The 24,713-nt window shown below is 41.6% G+C and carries 19 protein-coding genes; 14 read left to right on the forward strand and 5 right to left on the reverse strand.

The window, feature by feature from the left end; all coding sequences use genetic code 11:
- Nucleotides 1-56 precede the first annotated feature (56 nt).
- The gene (locus tag MR054_RS14830) at nucleotides 57-1,013 is read right to left on the reverse strand and encodes a PhoH family protein (protein ID WP_242086449.1); all 957 of its coding nucleotides are present in this window, start codon (nucleotides 1,011-1,013) and stop codon (nucleotides 57-59) included.
- A gap of 163 nt (nucleotides 1,014-1,176) precedes the next feature.
- Here MR054_RS14830 and MR054_RS14835 point away from each other — a divergent pair, with 163 nt between their 5' ends.
- The 6 genes from MR054_RS14835 to dnaN all read left to right on the forward strand — a co-directional run bounded on the left by MR054_RS14835 (nucleotide 1,177) and on the right by dnaN (nucleotide 6,652).
- Nucleotides 1,177-2,067 carry an SAM hydrolase/SAM-dependent halogenase family protein gene (locus MR054_RS14835; RefSeq protein ID WP_242086448.1) on the forward strand — a complete coding sequence of 297 codons (891 nt, stop codon included), beginning with the start codon at nucleotides 1,177-1,179 and terminating at the stop codon, nucleotides 2,065-2,067.
- A complete protein-coding gene (locus MR054_RS14840; protein ID WP_242086447.1) occupies nucleotides 2,064-2,360 on the forward strand; it encodes a putative quinol monooxygenase in 297 nt (98 codons plus the stop codon). The genes MR054_RS14835 and MR054_RS14840 overlap by 4 nt, the downstream gene beginning before the upstream one ends.
- Nucleotides 2,361-2,483: 123 nt before the next feature.
- Nucleotides 2,484-3,203, forward strand: a complete 720-nt coding sequence (gene gldF, locus MR054_RS14845; protein WP_242086446.1) for a gliding motility-associated ABC transporter permease subunit GldF — start codon at nucleotides 2,484-2,486, stop codon at nucleotides 3,201-3,203.
- Nucleotides 3,200-3,685 (forward strand): hypothetical protein, encoded by a 486-nt coding sequence (locus MR054_RS14850; RefSeq protein ID WP_242158584.1) that lies wholly within the window; start codon nucleotides 3,200-3,202, stop codon nucleotides 3,683-3,685. Before gldF ends, MR054_RS14850 begins: the two co-directional genes overlap by 4 nt.
- Before the next feature lie 4 nt (nucleotides 3,686-3,689).
- Nucleotides 3,690-5,345, forward strand: a complete 1,656-nt coding sequence (gldG, locus tag MR054_RS14855) for a gliding motility-associated ABC transporter substrate-binding protein GldG (RefSeq protein WP_242158585.1) — start codon at nucleotides 3,690-3,692, stop codon at nucleotides 5,343-5,345.
- 188 nt (nucleotides 5,346-5,533) lie between these two features.
- The gene (dnaN, locus tag MR054_RS14860) at nucleotides 5,534-6,652 is read left to right on the forward strand and encodes a DNA polymerase III subunit beta (RefSeq protein WP_242086439.1); all 1,119 of its coding nucleotides are present in this window, start codon (nucleotides 5,534-5,536) and stop codon (nucleotides 6,650-6,652) included.
- 94 nt (nucleotides 6,653-6,746) lie between these two features.
- Here dnaN and MR054_RS14865 read toward each other — a convergent pair whose 3' ends face one another.
- A complete protein-coding gene (locus tag MR054_RS14865; protein ID WP_242086437.1) occupies nucleotides 6,747-7,085 on the reverse strand; it encodes a DUF4870 domain-containing protein in 339 nt (112 codons plus the stop codon).
- A gap of 194 nt (nucleotides 7,086-7,279) precedes the next feature.
- Nucleotides 7,280-9,316, reverse strand: coding sequence for an adenylate/guanylate cyclase domain-containing protein (locus tag MR054_RS14870; RefSeq protein WP_242158586.1), 2,037 nt, complete (start codon nucleotides 9,314-9,316; stop codon nucleotides 7,280-7,282).
- Between the two features lie 121 nt (nucleotides 9,317-9,437).
- On the opposite strand from MR054_RS14870, the gene MR054_RS14875 reads away from it, so the two are divergent.
- From MR054_RS14875 to MR054_RS14905, 7 genes are all read left to right on the forward strand, one after another.
- Nucleotides 9,438-11,282 carry a sigma 54-interacting transcriptional regulator gene (locus MR054_RS14875; protein WP_242158587.1) on the forward strand — a complete coding sequence of 615 codons (1,845 nt, stop codon included), beginning with the start codon at nucleotides 9,438-9,440 and terminating at the stop codon, nucleotides 11,280-11,282.
- A 50-nt stretch (nucleotides 11,283-11,332) separates the two neighbouring features.
- Nucleotides 11,333-12,397, forward strand: coding sequence for a proline iminopeptidase-family hydrolase (locus tag MR054_RS14880; protein WP_242158588.1), 1,065 nt, complete (start codon nucleotides 11,333-11,335; stop codon nucleotides 12,395-12,397).
- A gap of 222 nt (nucleotides 12,398-12,619) precedes the next feature.
- Nucleotides 12,620-13,174, forward strand: coding sequence for an OsmC family protein (locus MR054_RS14885; protein ID WP_242086424.1), 555 nt, complete (start codon nucleotides 12,620-12,622; stop codon nucleotides 13,172-13,174).
- Nucleotides 13,175-13,244: 70 nt separating this feature from the next.
- Nucleotides 13,245-16,718 carry a 4Fe-4S binding protein gene (locus MR054_RS14890; protein ID WP_242158589.1) on the forward strand — a complete coding sequence of 1,158 codons (3,474 nt, stop codon included), beginning with the start codon at nucleotides 13,245-13,247 and terminating at the stop codon, nucleotides 16,716-16,718.
- A 400-nt stretch (nucleotides 16,719-17,118) separates the two neighbouring features.
- Entirely contained in the window at nucleotides 17,119-18,150 is a 1,032-nt protein-coding gene (locus tag MR054_RS14895) for a c-type cytochrome (protein ID WP_242158590.1), read from the forward strand.
- A gap of 2 nt (nucleotides 18,151-18,152) precedes the next feature.
- Nucleotides 18,153-18,830 (forward strand): twin-arginine translocation signal domain-containing protein, encoded by a 678-nt coding sequence (locus MR054_RS14900; protein WP_242086420.1) that lies wholly within the window; start codon nucleotides 18,153-18,155, stop codon nucleotides 18,828-18,830.
- Nucleotides 18,831-18,846: 16 nt separating this feature from the next.
- Nucleotides 18,847-19,260: a DsrE family protein gene (locus MR054_RS14905; RefSeq protein ID WP_242158591.1), complete on the forward strand. Its 414-nt coding sequence runs from the start codon at nucleotides 18,847-18,849 to the stop codon at nucleotides 19,258-19,260.
- 147 nt (nucleotides 19,261-19,407) lie between these two features.
- Here MR054_RS14905 and MR054_RS14910 read toward each other — a convergent pair whose 3' ends face one another.
- Together MR054_RS14910 and MR054_RS14915 are read right to left on the reverse strand one after the other, a co-directional pair.
- The gene (locus tag MR054_RS14910; protein WP_242158593.1) at nucleotides 19,408-22,740 is read right to left on the reverse strand and encodes a tetratricopeptide repeat protein; all 3,333 of its coding nucleotides are present in this window, start codon (nucleotides 22,738-22,740) and stop codon (nucleotides 19,408-19,410) included.
- Nucleotides 22,741-22,920: 180 nt separating this feature from the next.
- Nucleotides 22,921-23,772 (reverse strand): universal stress protein, encoded by an 852-nt coding sequence (locus MR054_RS14915; RefSeq protein WP_242158594.1) that lies wholly within the window; start codon nucleotides 23,770-23,772, stop codon nucleotides 22,921-22,923.
- 177 nt (nucleotides 23,773-23,949) lie between these two features.
- Here MR054_RS14915 and MR054_RS14920 point away from each other — a divergent pair, with 177 nt between their 5' ends.
- Complete coding sequence (locus MR054_RS14920) at nucleotides 23,950-24,711, forward strand: DUF3108 domain-containing protein (protein ID WP_242086415.1); 762 nt, start codon at nucleotides 23,950-23,952, stop codon at nucleotides 24,709-24,711.
- Nucleotides 24,712-24,713 lie beyond the last annotated feature (2 nt).

Raw genomic sequence — 24,713 nt, forward strand, 5'->3', positions numbered from 1 at the left:
ATACCGGCAATGCCCCGACCGGTCCTAAGGCGGTCATCCGATTAGGGCTCCAAAGCTTAAGACTCTCTGTTCTCAATACTTTTATAAGCCTCTATCACCTTTTTTACCAGTTTATGCCGAATCACATCCTTGTCGTCTAAAAAGACCATCCCTACGCCCTCTACATTTTTTAAAATCAACAAGGCTTCCTTGAGCCCTGAAATGGTACGGCGAGGCAAATCTATCTGACCGGGATCGCCCGTCAATAAAAACTTGGCATTCTTTCCCATCCGCGTCAAAAACATTTTCATTTGAGCATGGGTCGTGTTCTGGCCCTCGTCTAAAATAACAAAGGCATTGTCCAGGGTACGCCCGCGCATAAAGGCCAGAGGCGCTATTTGTATGGTGCCGTTTTCTAAATAATGGGCCAGTTTTTCGGGTGCGATCATATCGCGTAAGGCATCATACAGGGGTTGCATATAAGGATCCAGTTTTTCCTTGAGATCCCCCGGAAGAAACCCCAGGTTTTCTCCTGCTTCCACCGCCGGTCTGGTTAAGATAATACGTTTTACGCTCTTATTCTTCAAGGCCTGTACCGCTAAGGCTATCCCTGTATAGGTCTTACCCGTACCGGCCGGACCAATGGCAAAAACCATGTCGTTCACTTTCATACTCTCCACCAGTTTGCGCTGGTTGGCCGTCTGAGCCTTGACGATCCTGCCACTTACCCCGTGTACTATGACCTCTCCACTCTCCTTTGAGGTATTGTAGTCCTCACTGCTCTGGCTCGTCAATACACGCTCAATGGTGTTTTCATCGAGTTTGTTGTACGTTGCAAAATGTTTGAGAAGCATGGTAATCCGATGATCGAATTCTTCTAATAATTCTTCATCGCCAAAGGCTTTCAGTTTATTTCCGCGGGCAACAATTTTTAGTTTAGGAAAGTATTGTTTTAAAAGTTCGATGTTTACATTATGGTCTCCAAAAAATTCTTTGGGAGTAATCTGTTCAAGTTCGATAATAATTTCGTTCAAAGGCTCGTTTTTTGTTTACAACTTCATCATACATAAATAAAAAATATATGTACTCTGATGAAATGATTTATTAGTTTTGTAATTTGTAATACAATATAATTGATGCTCAAAAATACATAAATTTGAGCGACCACATGCTAAAAAAATATCAACAATTTTGCCCATGGCGATCATCACATTAACCACTGATTTTGGTGAAAAGGATCACTTTGCTGGCGCCACAAAAGGCGCTATTTACAGTGAACTTCCCCATGTTAAAATTGTTGATATCTCCCATTCGGTCTCTCCTTTTAATATTCCCGAAGCCGCATACATCATTCAAAATGCCTACAGAAGCTTTCCAAAGGGGACCATTCACATCATTGGTATTGATTCCGAAATAAATCCGGATAACAAGCATATTGCCTTACAGTTGGATGATCATTTTTTTATTTGTGCCAACAACGGCATTATGAGCATGATCTGTTCTGAAATTGCTCCTGAAAAAATTGTTGAAATTAACATTCACGACAAAATACAGACCAGTTTTCCCGTTCTCGACGTGTTCGTTAAGGTGGCATGCCACATAGCCAGGGGCGGCACTTTAGAGGTTATTGGCAAGCCCATTAATGACATCAAACCCATTAGAAACGTGGTGCCTTACATCAACGACGACAAAACCCAAATTATTGGAAGTGTCATTTATGTCGATAATTACGGTAATGTTATAACCAACATCAAGCGATCCTTTTTTGAAAGCGTCCAAAAAGGTCGCGATTTTGAAATATCGGCGCGTAACCATAAATTTAAAAAGGTATTTAACAAATACAGCGACATTGTAAATTTTGACATTCCTGAAGACAAACGCCACGATGAAGGTCGGGGTCTGGTCGTTTTTAATTCCGGAAATTTTTTAGAGATAGCCGTGTATAAAAGTAATTCCAATACCGTGGGCAGTGCCTCCACACTTATGGGTTTAAAGTTAATGGATACCGTTAGTGTGAATTTCATTAAAAATACGGTCGATGTGTATCCCGAACGCCCCCTTAAGACCGAGCTAAAAGAAGATCTATGATTATAAGGATAGTGAAAATGGGATTCCATTCGGATCATATCGCCACCTTTTTAACCCTTTTTGAAACGCATAAATCGACCATCAGGGCCTTTAAAGGTTGTGCACATTTAGAATTGTACAGAGATCTTACCGATCCCAGCCTTTTTTTCACCTATAGTTTTTGGGATAGTGCAGCCGCTTTGGAAAACTACCGCCAGTCCGAGGTATTTAAAACGGTGTGGGCACAAACAAAACCCCTGTTCAACTTAAAACCTGAAGCCTGGAGCCTTGATAAAGTGGCCGCAGTCAACTAAGACCATTAACTGTTTCAGTAAACGGTAAAATGTTTTATATTCGTGAATTAAAATTCCGACTGGGAAAAAGGACCATAATCGTAAAACTGCCCGGAGCCGTGTTGAAGGGAGTACCTGTAAGTTATGTTTGCCATACTTAAAAAAGAAATAAACTCGTTTTTTGCATCCCCCATAGGGTATTTGGTCATTGCCATTTTCTTAGTGCTTAACGGCCTGTTCCTATGGTTATTTAAAGGTGATTTTAATATTTTGGATTACGGATTCGCAGACCTGTCGTCCTTCTTTCTTCTGGCGCCCTGGATATTGCTCTTTTTAATCCCTGCCGTAACCATGCGCAGTTTTTCAGATGAAAAAAAACAAGGCACCTTAGAATTATTGCTCACCAAACCCCTATCGCACCTGAGTATTGTTTTAGGTAAATATTTTGGAGCTTTTAGTCTTATCCTCATGGCCCTTTTGCCAACATTACTGTATGTCTATTCGGTTTATGAATTGGGAAATCCCGTTGGGAATATCGATATGGGAAGTACCCTGGGGTCGTATTTCGGTCTGTTATTTCTTGTGGCTGCCTATACGGCCATTGGCGTATGTTGCTCCACCCTATCGGATAACCAGATCGTGGCTTTTATCTCTGCGGTCTTTATATGTTTGCTCTTTTATATTGGATTTGAAGGCATTGCCGATTTTACCTCAAGTTCATTTATCGCGCAACTGGGGATGAGTTATCATTTTAACAGCATGGGACGCGGAGTTTTGGACACGAGGGATATTATTTATTTTTTGAGTGTGAGCATCCTTTTTATCGGCCTCACCAACTTGAATTTAACACGGGCTAATAAATGATACTGACTCCTATTTTCATCCTGTTGATGGTACTGGTTTTCATTTTAGTTTGGCTATTTGCCTCAACCATAGACAAGCGGAAATGGGTGGTGCTTCTCATTACCCTGGTGGCCACGCCCCTGTTATATTTTTATGTGGTATATCCATTAATAAATATCTTCAGCAGCTACCATCATGAAAAGTATTTTAATAGCGGGGCCTGGGAAGCGAAACCGTTTTTACGCTATGAAATGAGTGCGCATTTAATGGCAACCAAGATTTTATACGGTAAACCTAAAGATAATGTGGAAGAACTGCTGGGGACATGTGACTGGTATAGCTGGGACGATTCCCTAAAAATAAATTCCCCTGATAAATGGAATTACAATTTAGGGGTTAAACCGGGTGCTTTTAATACGAATTACGAGTATTTGGAAATCCAATTTAAGAACGATCGTGTTGTGCATATGAAACAATACCAAATAGAAAAGACCTTTGAATAAACCCTTGAAGCATATTATTCTCTTCGTGCTGGCCCTTGTGGTGGTGAACTACCTGAGCAGTAAGGTCTACAAACGTTTTGATTTGACCAAGGACTCGCGTTATACCTTGAACCAGGCTACGGTAAAGCTACTCGGTGGAATTGAATCCCCTGTTGAAATAGACATCTTCCTGCAAGGCCATGATTTTCCCTCTGAATTTAGACGCCTGCAAAATGAAACACGTCAGTTGCTGGAGGAGTTCCAGGCCAAAAACAACCATTTGGTCTTTAAATTTATCGACCCGCTAGAAAACGACCAAAGCAAAGCACAGAATATCGAGGCCTTGACCCGGCGCGGACTAACCCCCATGCAATTGAGTGTTCAGGAAAGTGGAAAGGCCTCACAGGCCATTATTTTCCCATGGGCCCTGGCCAGTTATAAGGGGGCAACCGTGAGCATTCCGCTTTTAAAAAACAAGATTGGAAGCACCCAACAGGAACTGGTCAGCAATTCGGTACAACATTTGGAATATGCCTTTGCGGATGGCTTTAGTAAACTAACGCAGCCCAAACGCCATAAAATAGCCATACTTAAAGGTAACGGGCAATTAAAGGACCCCTATATTGCCGATTTTGCACAAAAGCTGGGAGACTATTACTTCCTGGCCAAATTCACTCTGGACAGTGTGCAATCGGATCCCCAAAAAACACTGAAAGATTTGGAGGCCTTCGATTTAATAATTAATGCGAAACCAACAGAGGCTTTTACGGAAGCGGAAAAATTTGTATTGGATCAGTTTATCATGAATGGTGGCAAAAGTTTATGGCTTATTGATGCTGTGGCGATGGAAAAGGATAGTTTGATGAACGATGCCGGTGCCAATTTTGCCGTTGCCAGAGATCTGAACCTTACCGATTTCTTCTTTAAATATGGTGTTCGAATTAACCCGGTGCTTGTGGGCGATCTGTATTCTGCCCCCATAATGCTCGCCACCGGAAGCGGGAACGATACCCGTTTTATGCGTCTGCAATGGCCGTATTCCCCGCTGGCATCAAGTCAGGTAAACCACCCGGTTACCAACAATTTGAACCTTGTAAAATTTGATTTTGCCAATCCCATTGATACGCTAAAAAATACGATTACCAAGACCATCCTGCTGCAAAGTTCGGAATTGACCAAACTGGAAGGAACCCCTTTGGAGATCCAATTGGAAAAGGCTACCGAAAAGCAGGATCCTGCAGGGTATGACAAAGGCCGACAACCGCTGGCGGTTCTGCTTGAAGGCGCATTCACTTCGGTCTATCATAACCGGGTCAAACCGTTTCAGGTCATAGGAGAGAAAACCCAAAGTATGCCAACGAAGATGATCGTTATAGCCGATGGCGATGTCATTAAAAACGATATCGACAGAAACCGGCCGCTACCTTTAGATTTTGACCGATCGAGTAACCAAACCATAGGTAACAAAGAATTCTTGTTGAATGCCGTTAATTATTTGCTGGATGATGACGGACTTATAAACATTAGGACCAGGGAAATTGCAATGGCATTTTTAAATCCTCAAAAGATAGCTCGTGAAAAAGTGAAGTGGCAATGCATTAACATTGGATTACCACTGCTACTGTTAGTGCTTTTCGGTTTGGTATTTCATTACTTCAGAAAGAAAAAATACGCCGCCTAAATGTTAATAAGTTTGTTTCCTATATTAGACCGTATCGAATATATTTGTAGATAGTTTTCATGACCAAAAAACACTGTTTTTATAATGAAACGATGCAATGATTTTAAATGTTGTTCTGGAACAACAACAACAACTATTTAAAACATGAATGGCAACATCCAACCATTAAAACCCTTAAAGAATAACTGATGAAATTTATAGTATCTAGCACCTATTTATTAAAACAATTACAAATTTTAGGTGGTGTTATCAACAGCTCAAACACCTTACCCATTTTAGATAATTTCCTTTTTGAATTAGAGCAGTCCAGACTGACCATTTCGGCTAGTGATTTAGAGACCACGATGTCATCTACGTTGAATGTGGAAAGTACTAGTACCGGTAATATTGCCATTCCTGCACGCCTGCTGTTGGATACCTTGAAAACCTTTCCTGAGCAACCTTTAACCTTTGTTGCCGAGGATAACAATACCATTGAAATCAGTTCTAACCATGGTAAGTACGCCTTGGCCTATGCTAATGGCAACGAGTTTCCTAAAGCCGTTTCCCTGGAAGATCCCAGTAAAACGGTATTGTTAGGCGATATTTTGGCAACAGCCATTAGCAAGACCATCTTTGCAGCGGGTAATGATGATTTAAGACCTGTAATGAGTGGTGTGTTCTTCCAATTTTCAAATCAGGGCCTAACCTTTGTGGCAACCGATGCGCACAAATTGGTGAAATACACGCGAGAAGATATTAAGGCCAACCAGGTGGCCGAGTTCATTATGCCCAAAAAGCCCTTGAATCTATTGAAAGGCATCTTGGCGGGCAGCGAAGAGGAAGTGACCATAGAATACAACGATTCAAACGCTAAATTCACCTTTGACAATTCCGAATTGATATGTCGGTTAATCGATGGAAAATACCCGAATTACGAGGCGGTCATTCCCAGAGAAAATCCAAATAAATTAATTATAGCCAGAAACCAGTTTTTAAACTCCGTACGCCGTGTGAGCATTTTCTCCAATAAAACCACACACCAGATCCGTTTAAAAATTGCGGGTGCAGAACTCAACATTTCAGCTGAAGATATCGATTATAGTAATAAGGCCGAAGAACGGTTAACCTGTGATTATCAGGGGGATGATATGCAAATTGGTTTCAACTCCCGTTTCTTGACCGAAATGCTTAACAGTCTGGGGTCGGATGATGTGCAATTAGAGATGAGCTTACCCAACCGCGCCGGGATTCTGACGCCCATCGATGGCCTGGATGAAGGCGAACAAATTATCATGTTAGTCATGCCGGTGATGCTAAATGCCTAAAAAAAAAGACCTGTTCGACAACTTTTCCATGGTCTGTAAAGAATAAACGCTCCCCTTCTGGTGAGCGTTTTGTTTTTCTCCTTTTCTCTAAAAACTAGCCTATAAAATTAAGGGATAAAGGATACTTAGGAATTTCTCCCTTGCTGGCCTTAACCGCATTTACAATAGGGAAAACCACAGAAATGATTCCAAGAATGATAAAGCCTAATAATCCCAGACCAAACCATAAGATTAAGGGGATGCAAATTAAACAGTACACGATTAAACTCAATTGAAAGTTTATAATGTTTTTGCCGTGCTGGTCCATTTGATATACCCTTTCTTTTTGGGTTAACCACAGAATTAGGGGTAGTAATAAACTGCCAAAGCCTACTAATAGGGTAATTAACTGGCTTAAATGGGTCATAACGATAAGTTGATTATCTTCTCTCATGATACTTGTATTTTTTGATTGACACCAATAGGTCGCCATTAAAGGGATTCTGTTACAAAAAAATAGGAAATCAGCACGGCTTTGGTTCAAGTTTTAGGGTCAGGCCCATCAAACCTATACCGGCTCATGCCACTAGTTTACAGTAAAAAAGGGAAATCCTTGTGCTCCACAGGTCAAGGGGTTACCAGGCTGGTTTAGGGAACCTTATCCAATAAAGCCTGAAATCTCGGTTCATCTTTTATGGGTCTGAATTTAATGTCCTGTGCCAAACCCCAAAAGAAAAGCCCTTGTCCTCCCACCTCATAATCCTTTTCCAACCAGGTTAAGGTATTTTCAACATCCCCCAGCCCCATATATATGGTAGCGATCATATAGGGGGGGACATACACCAATTCATTTTTATTTAACTGGTAGTCCAATATTTTCATGGCCTTGTCGCGTTCTCCAATCATACCGTAACAATAGCCCAACATCCAATTGGTATGGGAGGCTACACTTCGTGAGGTATAAAGGTCGATAGCCTCCTGAAATTTTCCTAAACCTGAAAGGTTGGAGGCTTTCATCCATATGAGCATATTATCATTGGGAAAGCGTTTTAGTCCATCATCCATCAAATCTATCGCTTTTTGATATTCCCCCAAATAATAATAAGCCTGTCCCATATCGCCGATATACTTGGTGGATAAGGGATCCAATTTCAAAACCTTATTGAAGTGTTCTTCCATTAACTCCAGATTGCCTTCGTAGGTATAAATCCAGGCCAATTTGTTATAGGCACTCACATAGCTCGGGTTAATTTCAATAGCCTTTTTCAGGTAAAGAATGGCGGTTTCCTTTTCGTATTTGTAATAGCTAATGGCGCCTAAGGCCCCAAAGGTACCACCATCGTTAGAATTAATAGCCAGCGCTTTCAAGGCAGGAGTCGAGGCCTGTTCCAACATCTTTTTGGGAGATTCCCTCCCCCAGAAAATATATTCGAGATAGGTTTCGGCCACACCAACATAAGCACGGCAAAATTCAGGGTCCAAATCTATGGCCCTTTGGAACAGGCTTTCGGCCTTTCTTAACTCTTCAACCTTGCCGCCTCCTCTGTTCAAAAACATTTGTGCCTCCTTAAAGGCGGTGTAAGCCTCGGGGTTATTGGTTGGCTCATTGTTTAAGCGCGATTCCTCGGTATCACTCAAGGTTATTTTTAAGGCATTGGCTATGGCCTTGGAAACATTGCTCTGAATTTTAAATATTTGCACCAGGGTATTATCGTAATTATCCGCCCACAGGTTTTTATTGCTGGCGGCATCAACCAAATTTGCATTAATCCTGACCTGATCGTTATCCAGACGTACACTGCCTTCCAACACATAATTGACCCCTAATTCCCTGGCAATTTCGGATATTGGCTTATCCGTCCCTTTATAATGCATGGCAGAGGCTCTTGAAATCACCTGTATATGTTGAATTTTGGAAAGATGGGTGATAATGTCTTCAGTTATACCATCCGTAAACATATTGGATTCACTGCTGTTATTCATATCTGCAAAGGGCAATACGGCTATGGTAGGCTCCTTGAGCTCATAATCCATGCCCGGCCTTTTCATGATAAAGTACATCAGGACAAATATGATAAATGTTAAAAGCATTAGGGCATAAATACTTTTTTTACGATAGCTTTTATAGACTTCGGAGTCCTTGGGTTTGGTCTTGCCTTTAAGCGAATTTTTTTCCGGGATCACGAGATCGTCATTGGCTACGGCAAAAACAGGAATGACCTTATTCACATTTTTAAAATCAACCGAATCAATAAACCTGGTGGTAATATCATTTTGGTTCCTTATCTGATCATTAACCTTATCTGAGATTAAAATGCTACCGGCCACAGACAGGGATTCAATTCGTGAAGCGATATTAACGGCATCTCCAATGATGTCGGATTCCGTTCTGATGATATCCCCCACATGAACACCTATCCTAACGGGAATTGAGGGGTCCTGCCTAAAGGCCTTTTGCATTTCAATGCCGCATTTTATGGCCTCTACAGAGCTTCTGAAAATACTTAAGGTGCCGTCTCCAAAATATTGAATGAGTTCACCATTAAATTGGCCTGTAATCGTATCGAATACCTCTCGATGCTTTTTCCTGATAAGCATAGCTTCCTTTTCGTCATTCTGCATCAAGGAAGTATACCCCTCAATATCCGTAAACATTATTGCAACAAGTTGTCGGTGCTGTGTCATAAATACAATGGAGTAAAACAACTAATTTAATTAAATATCTTTAAAAAGTATGTGTTTTAAAAAACCAAAATACAATACCTTTATAATAATTTTTATCTTTAGCCTAATAACCGTTCAGTTTATGTCTGCTACAGTAGCCCAAGAGCTCATAAAATTTTTATCTGAAATCCCATTTTTTTCTGAGGTTTCGAAAGCATCCCTCAAGGAATTGAGTCAACATGTTGCTGAAGAAACCTATATTAAAAATGAATCTATTTTTAAAAAGGGGGACGAAGGTCATGCCATGTATGCCATCGTTTCGGGTGCTGTTAAAGTGCATGATAAAACTCATATTTACGATACCTTTACATCGGGCCACTGTTTCGGTGAATATGCTTTAATCGATAACGACCCCCGTTCGGCATCGATAACCGCTATTGAAAACACCAAAGTTCTAAAAATAGAACGCGTTCATTTTTTAGACCTCATGAAACGTGATAGCGGATTTGCGCAAGGTATTTTGGCGGTGATGATTAAACGCCATCGTGAACTGGATACCATTCAGGAGCGATTGGCGTCATCCAAGCAAGCCATTGAAATCGCAAACAGCAAAATGAACGGGCTCATTAATGGCGCGATGGATGCCATTATCATGTTCGACAGCCAGTTTAAAATTGTACTCACCAATGCCTCTGCCAACAAGCTCCTCGAAAATGACGACCCGCTGCAACGCAACATCCTGTTCTTTTTAGCCGATGACAGTGCTAAACTCATAGAAGATATCGTGAAATCCGAAGCCTCGAAAAAGCCCACCAACAAATACCTTCCGAGCATCATTAAAGTGATAGGGTCCAACGACACCCAAACCTTAAATGAAGGAACCATTAGCACCTACGGCAACGACGTAGACACCTATTACACCCTCATCTTAAGGAATATTGAAGACCGATTAATAGCCGAAGAAACCATTACCCTGTTAACCAACAAAACGGCGTATTTAGAGGAAGAAATCCAGGAGTTGACCAGTAGCTATGGCATCATTGCCGAAGACCAAAGCATGAAAACGGTCCTAAACCATATTCACCAGGTCGCTAAAACAGATGCTACCGTATTGATCCAGGGTGAGACCGGAACTGGTAAGGAGTTAGTCGCACGGGCCATTCATAAGGAAAGCAACAGAAACGACAAACCCCTCATTCGAATTAATTGTGGCGCCATTCCTGCCAATCTCATAGAAAGCGAATTGTTTGGTCATGAAAAAGGGGCCTTTACCGGTGCGACCACCAGTCGAAAAGGACGCTTTTTGTTAGCAGACCAGGGTACTATTTTCCTGGATGAGATCGGTGAGTTACCCATAGAGCTGCAACCTAAATTACTAAGAATCATTCAGGAGGGTGAATTCGACCCCGTAGGGAGCTCGGAAACCATAAAGGTCGATGTCAGGGTCATAGCCGCCACCCACCGAAATCTTCTGGAATATACAAAAACAGGTCAATTTCGGGAAGATTTGTATTACCGTTTAAATGTGTTTCCCATTGAGGTCCCGCCTTTGCGGCACCGGGGGAATGATATAACACATATTGCTGAGGAAATGATCCAACAATTTTCAAAAAAGCTCAATAAACCTACCATTACGCTGAGTGATGCCGATAAGGCCTTTTTAAAATCTTACCATTGGCCGGGCAATGTCCGTGAACTGCAAAACTTAATAGAACGAGCGGTTATCGTTTCCCAAAAGGGGAACATCAACTGGCAATCTATTATTCCCAACCAAACGTCTATGGATCCGGGCCCGGAAGAACCGAAACAAGACCGCATTCTCACCTCAACACAACTCATAGCCTTGGAACGGGACAACATATTAAAGGCCTTAAAGCGAACCCGTTGGAAAATTTCCGGTAAAAACGGTGCTGCAGAATTATTACAGATACCCCCCACAACCTTAGCCTCAAAAATGAAGGCTTTAAACATTGAAAGGCCTATATAATAAAAGATATTTTTTGTACATTGGTTAGGTAAATAACCCATAACCAAAACATGAAACATTCCTTTTTTTATTGCCTCCTTTTACTCGTTGCAAGTTGCAATACCACCTCCAAAAAAGAAACCACTGCCAGCACCGGCTCCAATCCGGTGATGTCGATTCAGGACTATCACGATAATTCCAATTACGACGATCAGTTTACAGGGGGGATTAAGATGATTCCCATACAAACCCCGAAGGGGGAGTTCAAGGTATGGACCAAACGCGTAGGCCATAACCCCAAAATTAAAGTCTTGCTGCTGCACGGTGGCCCCGGCATGACCCATGAACTCTATGAATGCTTCGATGGTTATTTTCCACAGGAAGGCATTGAATATTATTATTATGACCAATTGGGGTCGTATTACAGTGATCAACCCGACGATCTTTCCTTATGGGATTTACCACGTTTTGTGGAGGAAGTGGAACAGGTGAGACAAGCCCTGGGTCTCAATCAGGATAACTTTTATCTGTTAGGCCAGTCCTGGGGAGGGATTTTGGCCATGGAGTATGCCTTGAAATATCAACAGCACCTTAAGGGGTTAATCATTTCAAACATGGTAGCCTCCATTCCTGAATATCAACACTATTCCGACGAGGTACTGGCCCCGCAATTACCCCCGGAAGTTTTAGAGGAAATTATGGTTTATGAGACTAATGAGGATTACAGTAACGAACGGTATTTGAACTTAGTCATGGAGCACTATTACACGGCTCATATCCTTAGAATGCCTTTGGACCAATGGCCAAACTCTGTAAACAGGGCCATACACCATACCAATCCGGATGTCTATGTCACCATGCAAGGACCCAGTGAATTTGGTATAAAGGGCGATGCCACCCTAAAAGACTGGGACATCAAGAACCGGTTGCATACCATTGCGGTTCCTACCCTATCCATTGGTGCCCAATACGACACCATGGACCCGGAACACATGAAATGGATTGCCCAGGAAGTACAACAGGGTCGATTCCTGTATTGTGCAAATGGCAGCCATTTGTCTCAGTATGATGACCAAAAAACATACTTTGAAGGGGTCATCACGTTTCTTAAGGACGTCGATGCCAAAACGTTTTAAACGAGGACCTTCCCCTGCCTAAGGTACAACAGCTTTAAAATTCACGACTTTTCGTAATTATATAACGATATTTCGTTAATGCATGATTTATCGTTACTCTTTTATTGGTTAAATTTTAACTTATTTAATTGATTATCAAGTTTTTACAATCTTTGGCACAGCATATGCCCTTAATAAGGCAAATATGTAAAAATCAATTAACAATTTAAAATTTTAGAAAACATGATTACAACAGCAAATGTAAAAAACGGAGTAAACGTAGATCAATTAGTAGAAACAATTGGAGCCGTTCAACAAAATCCGGAATTGGCCAAGTTTGAATTCAGAGCCAAAAACAACTGGATAGATGGCGGACATTGTGTGTCCAGCATTAAAAGTTTTTATGGTGTGGGCCAGGAAGACACCTCTCGTGAGGAAGCCTTCACTATGGAATGTAGCCACCCCCAAGTCTTATTAGGGCAAAATGAGGCCGCAACCCCTCCTGAAGTGGTTCTTCACGCTTTAGCCTCTTGTTTAACAGGGGCCATGGTGTACCATGCCGCTGCTCATGGCATTAGCATTGAAGGCGCAGAGTCTTCTATAAATGGAGGTGTTGATTTGCACGGCTTTTTAGGCTTGGATCCCGAAGTACGCAAAGGTTTTGACGGTATCAAATTTACCTTAAAAGTAAAATCGGATGCCACCGCCGAACAACTTGAAAATCTGGCTAAATTTTCTCCGGTATTCGACATGATTACCAACCCGACCCCCGTTTCAATAGAAATCGTAAAGGCGTAACCCTATGTTTAAGATGGCTGCCTCCTTCAGGCAGCCATCTATCTTCTTTCTTAAAATCAACCATCAGGGCATGAAAACTTCAAACCATAGCATTCTAAACGCCAATCAAGCCGTAGCCGGAATCGCGTATAAAACCAATGCTGTTTTTCCCATTTATCCCATAACGCCTGCCTCGGAAATGAGTGAGCTTGTTGAGGAGTGGCACGCCCAAAACCAACCGAACTGTTTTGGACAGGTACCCACTGTTTTTCAAATGCAGAGTGAAGCGGGTGTTGCCGGAACGATGCATGGGGCCTTACAGACCGGATCATTGTCCTCCACCTTTACCTCCTCTCAGGGTCTGTTACTCATGCTGCCTAACCTGTACAAAATAGCCGGTGAATTAACCCCAAATGTCATCCATGTGGCCACAAGAAGTATCGCCACCCATGCCCTCTCTGTCTTTGGAGATCATAGCGATGTGATGGCCGTGCGTCAGTCGGGCTATGCCATGCTGGGAAGTGCATCGGTTCAGGAAGCACAGGATTTTGCCCTAATTGCCCAAATGGCTACCCTGGAATCCAGGATTCCTTTCATTCACTTTTTTGACGGGTTTAGAACATCCCATGAATTCTCAAAAATTGAAACCCTCCCGGATGAGGTGATTCGGGCATTACTGGATATCAAAACCATTGAAAACCATACCAGGAGAGCTCTAAATCCGAACCATCCTGTTATTAGAGGCACTTCACAGAACTCGGATGTGTTCTTTCAAAGTCGGGAAGCCGTCAATTCGCTCTACACCGCCTGTCCGGATATCGTGCAACATCATATGGATACCTTTGCCATGAAAACCAATCGACAGTATAAGCTATTTGAATACGCAGGCCATCCGGAAGCCCAACACGTCATCCTATCTATGGCGTCGTCTACAGAAACCATTGAGACCACCATAGCACACCTAAATGCCCTGGGCCACAAATTCGGATTAATAAAAGTCCGTTTATTCAGGCCTTTTAGTACCAAACACCTATTGGAAGCCTTACCAAAAACAACGACATCCATTGCTGTTCTGGACCGAACAAAAGAACCGGGAAGCAACGGAGAACCCTTATACCTGGATATTGTAAAAACGCTATCCGAAGCATACCAAACCCATCAAATCCCCCATTTACCAGTAGTAGTCGGTGGTCGTTATGGCTTGTCTTCAAAAGAATTCACCCCCTCCATGGTTAAAGCCATATACGACAACTTAAAAAGTAGTATTCCTCAAAACAACTTTTCCATTGGCATTGTTGATGACGTGACCCATCTTAGCCTACCTTATTCGGATACCATAACGATTGGCGATGATTATTATCAAGCCATATTCTACCGGGAAAAAAGTCCATCTCACAGCAACAGTTTCAAAAACACACTGGATATTATAGGAAAAGACCACCACACCTTCGTACAGGGATATAAAAAAATCAGTTATAAAAAATCCAACGCTTTTGATGCCGAACACCTTCGAATCGCCTCGCACCCCATTAAGGCCCCATTCCTTATTGAGCAGGCAGATTTTATGGCGTGCACGGACACCATGCTATCCAAAAACAATGTGGTTGACAACCTTAAACCCAAGGGCACCCTTTTAATCCATACGGCAGTTCAACCTCAAAACTTATGGCCATCACTTCCGGCTGAAGTGAAGCACAGCATTATGGACAAGGCCATTAAGGTCCACATTGTTGACTTGACCCGATTACCCGAATCCCACAGCCCGAACACCCTGGAAATTTCAGGCTTTCACGCCTGCTTTCTGGCCATGACAACAGGGGATCACTCCAACAACCTGAGTCACATTAACCGGTTCATCCAAAAAATGGATACCTCCGAATATGCCATTGAAAAGGAAGACAGGGTTTTATTTAGTGATGCCTTTAAGCAAACCCTTTTGGGAAAGATGCTTCTCGATAAAGAGGAAGACCTCTATGTTAGTGATTTTCCAATAGACGGCACCTATCCAACCCATACCTCCATATATAATGCGCCCCAAAACAGTGCGCTGCTCCCCGACTGGAATACCGATTTATGCACCCAGTGCGGTGCCTGCAGTATGGCCTGTCCGCAATCTGCTTTACGAATAAAAGTATATGACGATTCCTACCTGGAACAGGCTCCACAATCCATGAAGCATATGTTCTCCAAGGACTTCGATTTCATGAACTATACCATACAAATCAACCCGGAACAGTGCAATGGGTGTTACAACTGTATAGATGCCTGTACCCCAAATGCGCTAAAACCCACAGATACGATGCCTGTTTTTAACCAGGAAAAATCAAACTGGAACTACTTTGAAACCATTCCGGAAATAGACCGGGATAAGATAGACCTCACCGCAGTAAGTCAACAGCAATTGCAGGAACCTCTATTTAAATATTCGACCGGCATTTCAGGTTGTGGCGAAGCCCCATACTTGAAACTCATGTCTCAACTTTTTGGTGACCGATTACTCATTGCCAATGCCACAGGGGCCAGTTCCATATTTGGAGGGGCCCTACCAACCACACCCTGGGCCAAAAACAGTAAAGGACAAGGACCGGCCTGGTCCAATTCCCTGTTCGAAGACAATGCCGAATTCGGACTTGGTTTTAGACTATCCCTTAACCAGCAGGAAGAACAGGCCAAAACCCTGCTTCATGAACTCGCTTTTGAACTGCCTTTTGAATTAGTCTATGACATCCTCCATGCCACACAAGACCATGAAAAGGCCATTAACCAACAACGCCTTAGGATTGCTTCCTTAAAACATCACCTCCAGGATTTAAATTCCAAAAAGGCCCGCCTGCTTTTAACGGTGGTGGATGCTTTAGTTAAAAAGAGCGTATGGATTGTTGGTGGTGACGGATGGGCATACGACATTGGCTATGGGGGGTTGGATCATGTAATTGCAACAGGCGAAAACGTCAATATTTTAGTTCTGGATAATGAAGTCTATGATAACACAGGCGGACAAGCCTCCAAAGCGACACCCTTCGGGGCCAGAGCCAAATTTGCCTTCAACGGCAAACAAAAGCAGAAAAAAGATCTGGGTGTAATGGCCATGAATTATGAGCATGTGTATGTGGCCTCGGTAGCCATTGGTGCCAACCAGGAACAAACGTTAAAGGCTTTTATCGAAGCAGAATGCCATGATGGTCCTTCAATAATTATAGCCTATTGTCATAGTGACTCACACGGGATAGATACCAAAACCCCAAGACGGTATCATGAAGCTGCTGTGAATTCCGGGCAATGGCTATTATACAGAAACGATCCCGGAAGGCTTCGCACCAACGAGCATCCATTTCAATTGGATTCTAAGCCGCCTTCCATACCAATCAAAGACTATGTCATGCTGGAAAAGCGGTTTTCAAAATTGTTGGAAAGTGATCCCGCATCGATTGAAAGCAGAATGGCACATATGCAACAAGCTGTTGACAGGCGATACAGAACCTATGCCAATAAAGGCATCAGCGCCAAACCCGGTCTGTCTGAAGCCCCTGAAAAGTTAACCGAACATTCTATGATATTTTATTAATAAAAACCCATTGTGCATTTTGATTTATATGTTACAAATGAATGTCAGTTCGAGTGATTTTCGATAGAAAATTGTATCGAGAACACTAGTTTAAGAACTAAAATTTGATTCTCAATACTAATTTTATTCAAAATGCACAACGGGTTAATAAAAACCCGCTTTTTGAATCTCGAAACAGACTAACGAAATGGATATACCAAAATAAAAACCAAGTGACAAATGCAAATTTTTTGTAATTTAACCATAATAAAAATCCGTGGCCTGGATTTTAAACCTGTAACTTATAAAATAATGCCTTTAAAGTTACAGTCCCCCAAATTTATCGCCTTACCATTTTACAATTATTATGGGCTTTGCACCTTGCGGATGGTTATGTACTTAATAGGTTTAAAATAATGTCATGGAACAACATACGCTATATAAAAAAATACTAAAACGAATGGTCCTCTTTTGTGGTTTACTCATGACGCTGACTGTAGTTTTCATGCTTTACTGTTTCGATGCCTTGCCCAAGCATCTCTTTAAAAGCAAGTATGCTCCGGATAAAATCTATTATATGAACTATGATGTTTCAATCTTAAATGACGCTAAAGACCCGGAGTTATTAAACTATGGATACGAATTATTCACCAATACGCCCAAATATATTGGTCCGGATAATGGTGACCCCAAAATGGTCTATCAGGGGAATAGACTGGCTTGTAAAAACTGCCATTTGAATTTGGGCACAAAACCGTATTCCGCGCCTTTGATTGGCATTATCCAGAGGTTTCCCCAATTCAGGGGCAGAGAAAATAAAATAGGGACCATAGAAGAACGGATTAATGGCTGTATGGAACGCAGTATGAACGGAAGGATGCTGCCCGAAAACAGCAAGGAAATGAAAGGTATTATCGCCTACCTCCATTGGTTGAGTCGTTATGCTCCTGAAGATGGTAAAATTAAAGGTACCGGATTTCTAAAAATTAAAATTCCGGATAGAGCTGTAGATTTAACTCATGGTAAATCGGTATTTCTTAAACACTGTATTGTCTGCCACGGTAAAGATGGCCAGGGCTTGATGCGCCCGGATGGCAGTGGTTATGAATATCCTCCTCTTTGGGGTGACAACTCCTATAATCATGGTGCAGGCATGACCAGGGTAATCACGGCCGCACAATTTATTAAGGGCAATATGCCTTTCGGAACCCTGTATGATAATCCGATACTAACGGATGAGGAAGCCTATGATGTCGCGGGGTTTATAAATTCACAGGACCGTCCAAAAAAGGCAAACCCTGAAAAAGATTTTCCCGACTTGAAGAAAAAACCCGTTTCTACGCCTTATCCGCCATATGCGGATCACTTTCCTATGGAACAACATCAACTGGGTCCATTCCAACCTATAATGGAATATTATAAGCAAAAATTTAATATCACTAAAACCAAGTAATTATGAAAACAATGGAAAACAATTCAAGACGACAATTTCTAGGCGCATTGGCACTGGGAGCAACTGCAAGCACCATTTCTATGCTGTCTAATCCGATGTACGCAGAATCAGGAATTTTTACGGATTCCAAAATGTCTGAAACCGAAGACTGGTTTGACAAAATTCATGGAACCCATCGCATAGTCTATGATGGTTCTACACCACATATGGGTCTGCCCATCTTATGGAACTGGGCGTTTTACCTTTCCAACAATTCCACAGGATCCCCGGATAGCGACATTACTGCAATGACCGTTATACGTCATACCGGACTGTGTTTGGCGTTTAAAGATGAATTATGGGCCAAGTATAAATTAGGGGAATTTTTTGGTGTAAAAGACCATACCGGCGACTTTGCTGTTCGTAATCCATTTTATGAACCACAGGATGGTGATTACCCGATTAATGGTCCGGCAGGAATAAAAAGCCTTTCGGAAAGAGGCGCTATGTTCTGTGCCTGTGATTTGGCTACCAAGGTTTACAGCAACAAAGTAGCAGAAACAATGGGCTTAAATCCTGAAGAAGTTTATGAAGAATGGGTAAACGGCATGCTCGATGAGATTAAACTCGTCCCATCCGGTGTTTGGGCACTAGCAAGGGCACAGGCCAAAGGATGTGGTTATGTTTTTGCAGGTGAATAATTTAACTGCTCTAATCATGAAACTATTAATAAGAATATGCTGCGTGTTATTATTGACTTCCATGGGATTTGCTCAGGAAAACCAGGTAAAAATCGTTTTTGATGTTACCAGTAATAATACGAAAGTGCATGAATCTGCCATAAGACACGTCAAAGCGATGTCCAATGCCTATCCGGATTCCAAATTTGAAGTCGTGATGTACAGTGGTGCCATGGATATGGTACTTAAAGACAAATCGACCGTTGGAGATGATCTGGAGATGCTGGCCAAAATGGACAATATCGACTTTGTAATATGTGAGGGTACCATGAAACGACACGACGTGGATTCGACCCAATTACTTTCGGGTGTTAAAAGTGTCCCGGACGGTATATTGGAAATCATTCAGAAACAAAAAGAAGGCTGGGGCTATATTAAAGAAAGTCAATAACGGATTAGCGTTGTTACAGTTAGGCCTTCTCATGGATGTATAGGTCATATGGAGCGCAGTGGAATTGGGGTATTATGAGACAAGTATCCCCTATGCACTGTGCTCTTCATGACATCGTTTTATCAGGCTGTTTTTTGACACCTCCTATTATTTGGTATCTAATACATTTACCATATCCCAGTCCTCCGGGGTCCCTGAGATCGTGTATTCGGCCGATTTCGTTACAAAGTATTTCGCCACCTGATCTTTAGGATTTTTAGTGAGCACCCTATCGAAGGCTGCAGAGGCCTTGGGAAACTCTTTACCAAAAAAATGTTTAAGTCCCTTTTCAAAATCCTTTAAGGTCTTTATTTTTAATGCTACACTGATGTCGTCATCCCCATCAAAACATTCATAAACTCCAATGGCTTCGTTTTTCCCTTTCACCTTAACCCGGCCCAAATACCTAAAATTAAACGCCTCCTTATCGTCTATTGTAGCCATACTATCTTCGCTTAACACGATGTTGGCACCGTAATATTTTGTGGTTCCTTCCACCCGGGAAGCGGTATTAACCGTATCGGCTATTATGGCGGTATCATTTCTGTAAACATCACCTATTATTCCCATGACCAGAGCTCCCGTATGCATCCCCATCCCCACGGATATGGGCATAAATCCCTCTTTTTCTCGCCTTAAATTATACTCTAAAATGGTTTTCTGCATCGCAATACACGCACGCAATGCATGAACGGCCTGGTCCGGAAAAAGCGCCATAATACCATCTCCCAAATATTGATTTACAAAACCGTTGTGTTGCTGAATCAAGGGCCCCATGCGTCCTACGTAAGCATTTACGAACTTAAAGTTCTGTTCAGGGGTCATGGACTCTGCCAGATGGGTATAGTCTCGGACATCGGTAAACAAAACCGTCACCTCCTTTTGGATATGGTCCCCTAAAACGACTTCGGTAATGGCTTCCCTTCCCACAGACTTTAAAAATTCCGATGGTACGAACCTACTGGTGGCCTTGTGAATACCGTAGAGGTTAAGATGGGTTTTTATTCTGCTTAACAATTCATTTTTGGAGAATGGCTTGGTTAAATAGTCATTGGCTCCTACATTAAATCCGGTAACCAAATCACTCACCCTGTTCTTAGCGGTAAGCATGACAATAGGGAGTTCACTGCTTGAATATTTTTTTCGTATCGTCTCGCACACCTCATAACCCGACATGTTCGGCATCATAATGTCCAGAAGGATTAAATCGAAGGCTCCACCGTTTTGAATACGTTCCAGCGCTTCCTTCCCACTGCCAACCTCAACGACTTTATAGCCTGCAACGGTTAAATGGTTTTCCAAAACCCGCCGATTAATAGGTTCGTCATCGACAATGAGGATTGTGAGGTCAGCATGTTGGATATGCGTGTCCCTGACTTCTTCAGCCGCAGTATCGGTGGTACTATACTGCACCTGTTGAATTCTTGGCTCCGTATGAACAGGGACCACACGGTCCCGCTTTTCCTGACTTATAGGAAGTGTGAAACTGAAGGTTGTCCCCTGACCCAAAACGGATTCAACTTCAATGCTACCGCCGTGCAGTTCCACCAATTGCTTGGTCACCGTTAAACCCAATCCAGTGCCGCCATAGGTTCTGGAGGCAGACCCGTCTACTTGCTCAAAGGACTTAAAAATAGACTCAAACTTTTCTTTCGGGATACCAATACCGGTATCTGAAACCGATATTTTCAAAACATCCGAAACCACAGTTGCTGTAATGTCGACGGTGCCTTGCTCAGTAAACTTAATGGCATTGCCCACCAAATTATACAAAATCTGCTGGAGTCTATTTTCATCGGCCAGAACTAATGGAACCGTTTTTGAAATGGAATTTATGACTTTAAGGTCTTTCCCCTTTGCCAAGGTACTGGATACCTTTATAACCAGTTCTACTATTGGAAAAATATCGATGGTCTGAATCGCCAGCGACAAATCCTCGTTCTTCAGTTTAGAAAAGTCAAGAATATCATTTACCAAATTGGAAAGCCGCTTCCCGCTATGGACTATCATATCCAGATTTTCGATAGCTTTTTCAGGAAGCCTCCCCGCGACACCATCCTTTAAAGACTCAGACAAACCTATAATACCGTTCAGGGGGGTTCTTAGTTCATGTGATGTATTGGCCAAAAATTGATCCTTGAGTCGATCAACCTGTTTCAATCTGCTAATGACCTCGCGTTCTTGTTTTAACTTCAAGGTCTTTTGTCTGGATCGCCAATAAAACCCACCGACAAGCAATAGTCCTATAGTACCAAAAATGACGAGGTTTACTTTATTGCGTTGTTTACTTATAGCCCGGGTGTAACGCAATTCTTGTTCAGCTTTTTGAGTATTAAAGGCAATACTATCTGCAAGTTGCTGCCTTTCAAACTGGTATTGCATTTCCTGCCGGGTAATTTCCTTGGCCTTATCTTGATTAAACAAAGAATCCTTTGCCTGTATCGATTGTTTATAATAGGCTAAGGATCTGTTATAATTCCCAAGTTTTTCCCAAACCCTGCTCAAACATTCACAAGCTTCCTTTTGTGCAATTAACACGCCGGATGCCTCAGCCAAATTCAAACTCTTTTCGCAGTCCGTTTTTGCCAATTGATATTTTCCCATGCTGAGATAAGTCCCTCCACCCCGATATAAATACGCTGTGATCAATCCGTCAGTATCACCAATATCGTTTTTAATACGTATCCCTTTATTCAAATATTCAAGGGCTTTCGCATACTTGCCCTGTTTGTTATACAGCTCCCCGATATTGTTGTAGGCACGGGCTACGCCTCGTTTATCTCCAACATCTTCAGCCAGCTCTGCTGATTTTAATAAATTCTTAAGGGCCAGGTCGAATTGATTTAAATCGGAATATACAAGAGCCACATTATTATAGGCATGTACCAGGGTACGTTGGTCTCCCAAATCCAGTTTTAATTTTAAACTGTAGTTGAGATATTCCAATGCTTTTTCGTGATCTTTTTGCCGAATAAACACATTTCCCAAATTATTGGTTACCCTCGCTAAGTTGACTTTATCGTTGAAGTCTTCGGCAATCTTAAGGCCCTGAAGCAAATAGTCCAATGCCTTTGTAAAATTACCCAATTCGTAATAGGTGGTTCCTATATTGTTGAAGGTGGTAGCCATCGCTTTTCTATCGGATAACTTGGCATGCAATTCATGACTCCGTGAAAAATAATCCAGAGCTTCCAGATATTTTCCTTGTATGGCATAGGTATTACCGATGAACCGGTACGTTGTAGCCTCCCATTTTTTATTTTGCTTTTCCTTGGAATATTCAAGTATCCTTGAACCAAAGGCTCTTGCCGAATCCAGATTCTGCCTAAACAACACCATAAAAGCGTCCAATCCCGCCTCATACCTGATTGAATCAACTTCTTTCTGGTCTTCAAAAATCGTTGTAAGACTATCCAATTCGGTGCTCTGACCAAAGGACATAGTAAAACATACTATGATAATTAGAAAAGAAAGTTTGTAATACATTTTAAGATTAAGTCCGGTTTTGTAATGATTGCATAAAGTTAAGCGTTAATCCTTAAATTTTAAAGGATCACTTCAAAAAAGCAAAAACAGACTAAAAGGCGTAAAAGATTACCATGGATACCCCTGACTCCGGTCTTAAGATAATATCGAATTACAGGGCAACACAAAAAAGGGAATGTCAATCTTAAAGGCCAGGTTTTCCAGGCTATTGCTCGCGAACAATCGCTGTACAAAGGAGTATTTCTTGTTTTTTATGACAAGCATCTTCGTTTTATTCAGGTGGATATAGGTATATATTTCCCCCAGGATATCTTTCTGAGTCGTGTCGATGTAATCATGATTGGCATTCTCAAAATTGGTATTAAAAAAATCATGATTATCATAGGACTCATAAGCCCGGTGGTTTTGATCCGCAATATGGAGAATAGACAAATTGGAGTGGTACAACCTCACCCATTCCTTTAACAGTTGCATATCCTCAATGGCAAATGGTTCTAAATTGGTAGTGGCAAAAACAATTTTTGACAGATCCGTGAACTTATAACCGTCGGGTACAACCAATACCGGTGTGGTACAACGTTGTATAACGTGGATGGTGTTACTGCCAAAAATCACCCTTTCCAGGCCTGAAGCCCCTTTGGTTCCCATTAAAATTAAATCAATATCATGGGCGTCGCAAACCTGATTTAAGGCATCTGTAAAGTTATCATAATCTACTATGGAATGGAAGGTATGCTTACTATTATGGTACTTCTTTTTTATATTGGTTATAATATTACGGATCGATTTTTTGGCAGCGTCGACGATGGTGTTGTAGATGGTTGCCGAAGAGGATACCACCATCATGTCATCAGAAATAAAAGACGATGCTTTTTGCACATTTATGATATAAAAGTGGCATTCCTGATTCTTAAAAAAGGTCATGGCAAAATTAATGGCATTCAATGAATTCTTTGAAAAATCTGTTGGTAAAAGTATCGATTTCATGGTGCTTCAATAATTTTACTAAATATAATAAGGCCAGTTAGTTAAAAACATGATAATTATCAGTCAGTATTCTTTTACTGTCCAAAAAACAAAAAATTAGTTTAATACATTAAAGCATTGTATTTTCGGCACAATAAATGTTACCATACCCATTTATTAACCGTAAAACTATATGTAATGCGTATTACCCTAATTCTGTTAACCTTGTTCTCTGTAACGGCACGTCCTCAAAATTCTGCCATTGGCACCCATGAAAAGCTCATTTACACGGCCTCTTATAATATGTCCGGCCTCTTAACGGATATTGCACAGGTAACAATGGAAACCAGTCCGGTAAAAACCTCAAAGGCCACCCTGTTGAGATTAAAATGCACTGCAGCAACTTACAGCAAATGGGATAATTTTTTTAAAATAAGAGACCTGTATGAAAGTTACGTCAACCCAAATACCCTTACCCCGTATTTATACAACCGTGACATCAATGAAGGCAGTTATTACAAAGCGATGAAGTACACGTTTAGTCATAAAACCAACACGGTAAAATCTGTTCAAACCAAAAAAAACAATAACGTAGAAAACAAAACCGTATCCATTGGTAACTATACAAAAGACATTGTCTCTACCTTATACCACATTAGACTATTTGATTTTGAACACATGGAAATTGGTCGAAGTAAATCCTTAACCATCCTTTTTGATCGAAAGGAAACTAAAGCACAGATCACCTATTTGGGAAAGGAAACGATAAGCACTGCTATCGGTAAAAAAGAATGTTATAAATTAGCCATAGGGTCAAGTGCTGAGATACTTGAAGGGAACAACAGCAATTTGTTGTGGCTAACGGCGGACAACAACAAAATTATTGTTTACGGTAAATTTAAAATTCCCGTTGGAAATGGTGAACTTAAAATTAAATCCGTCACCGGTCTAAAACATTAAGT

Origin of the sequence: Aestuariivivens sediminis (genome assembly GCF_022662105.1) — a bacterium.
Taxonomy (GTDB): domain Bacteria; phylum Bacteroidota; class Bacteroidia; order Flavobacteriales; family Flavobacteriaceae; genus Aestuariivivens; species Aestuariivivens sediminis.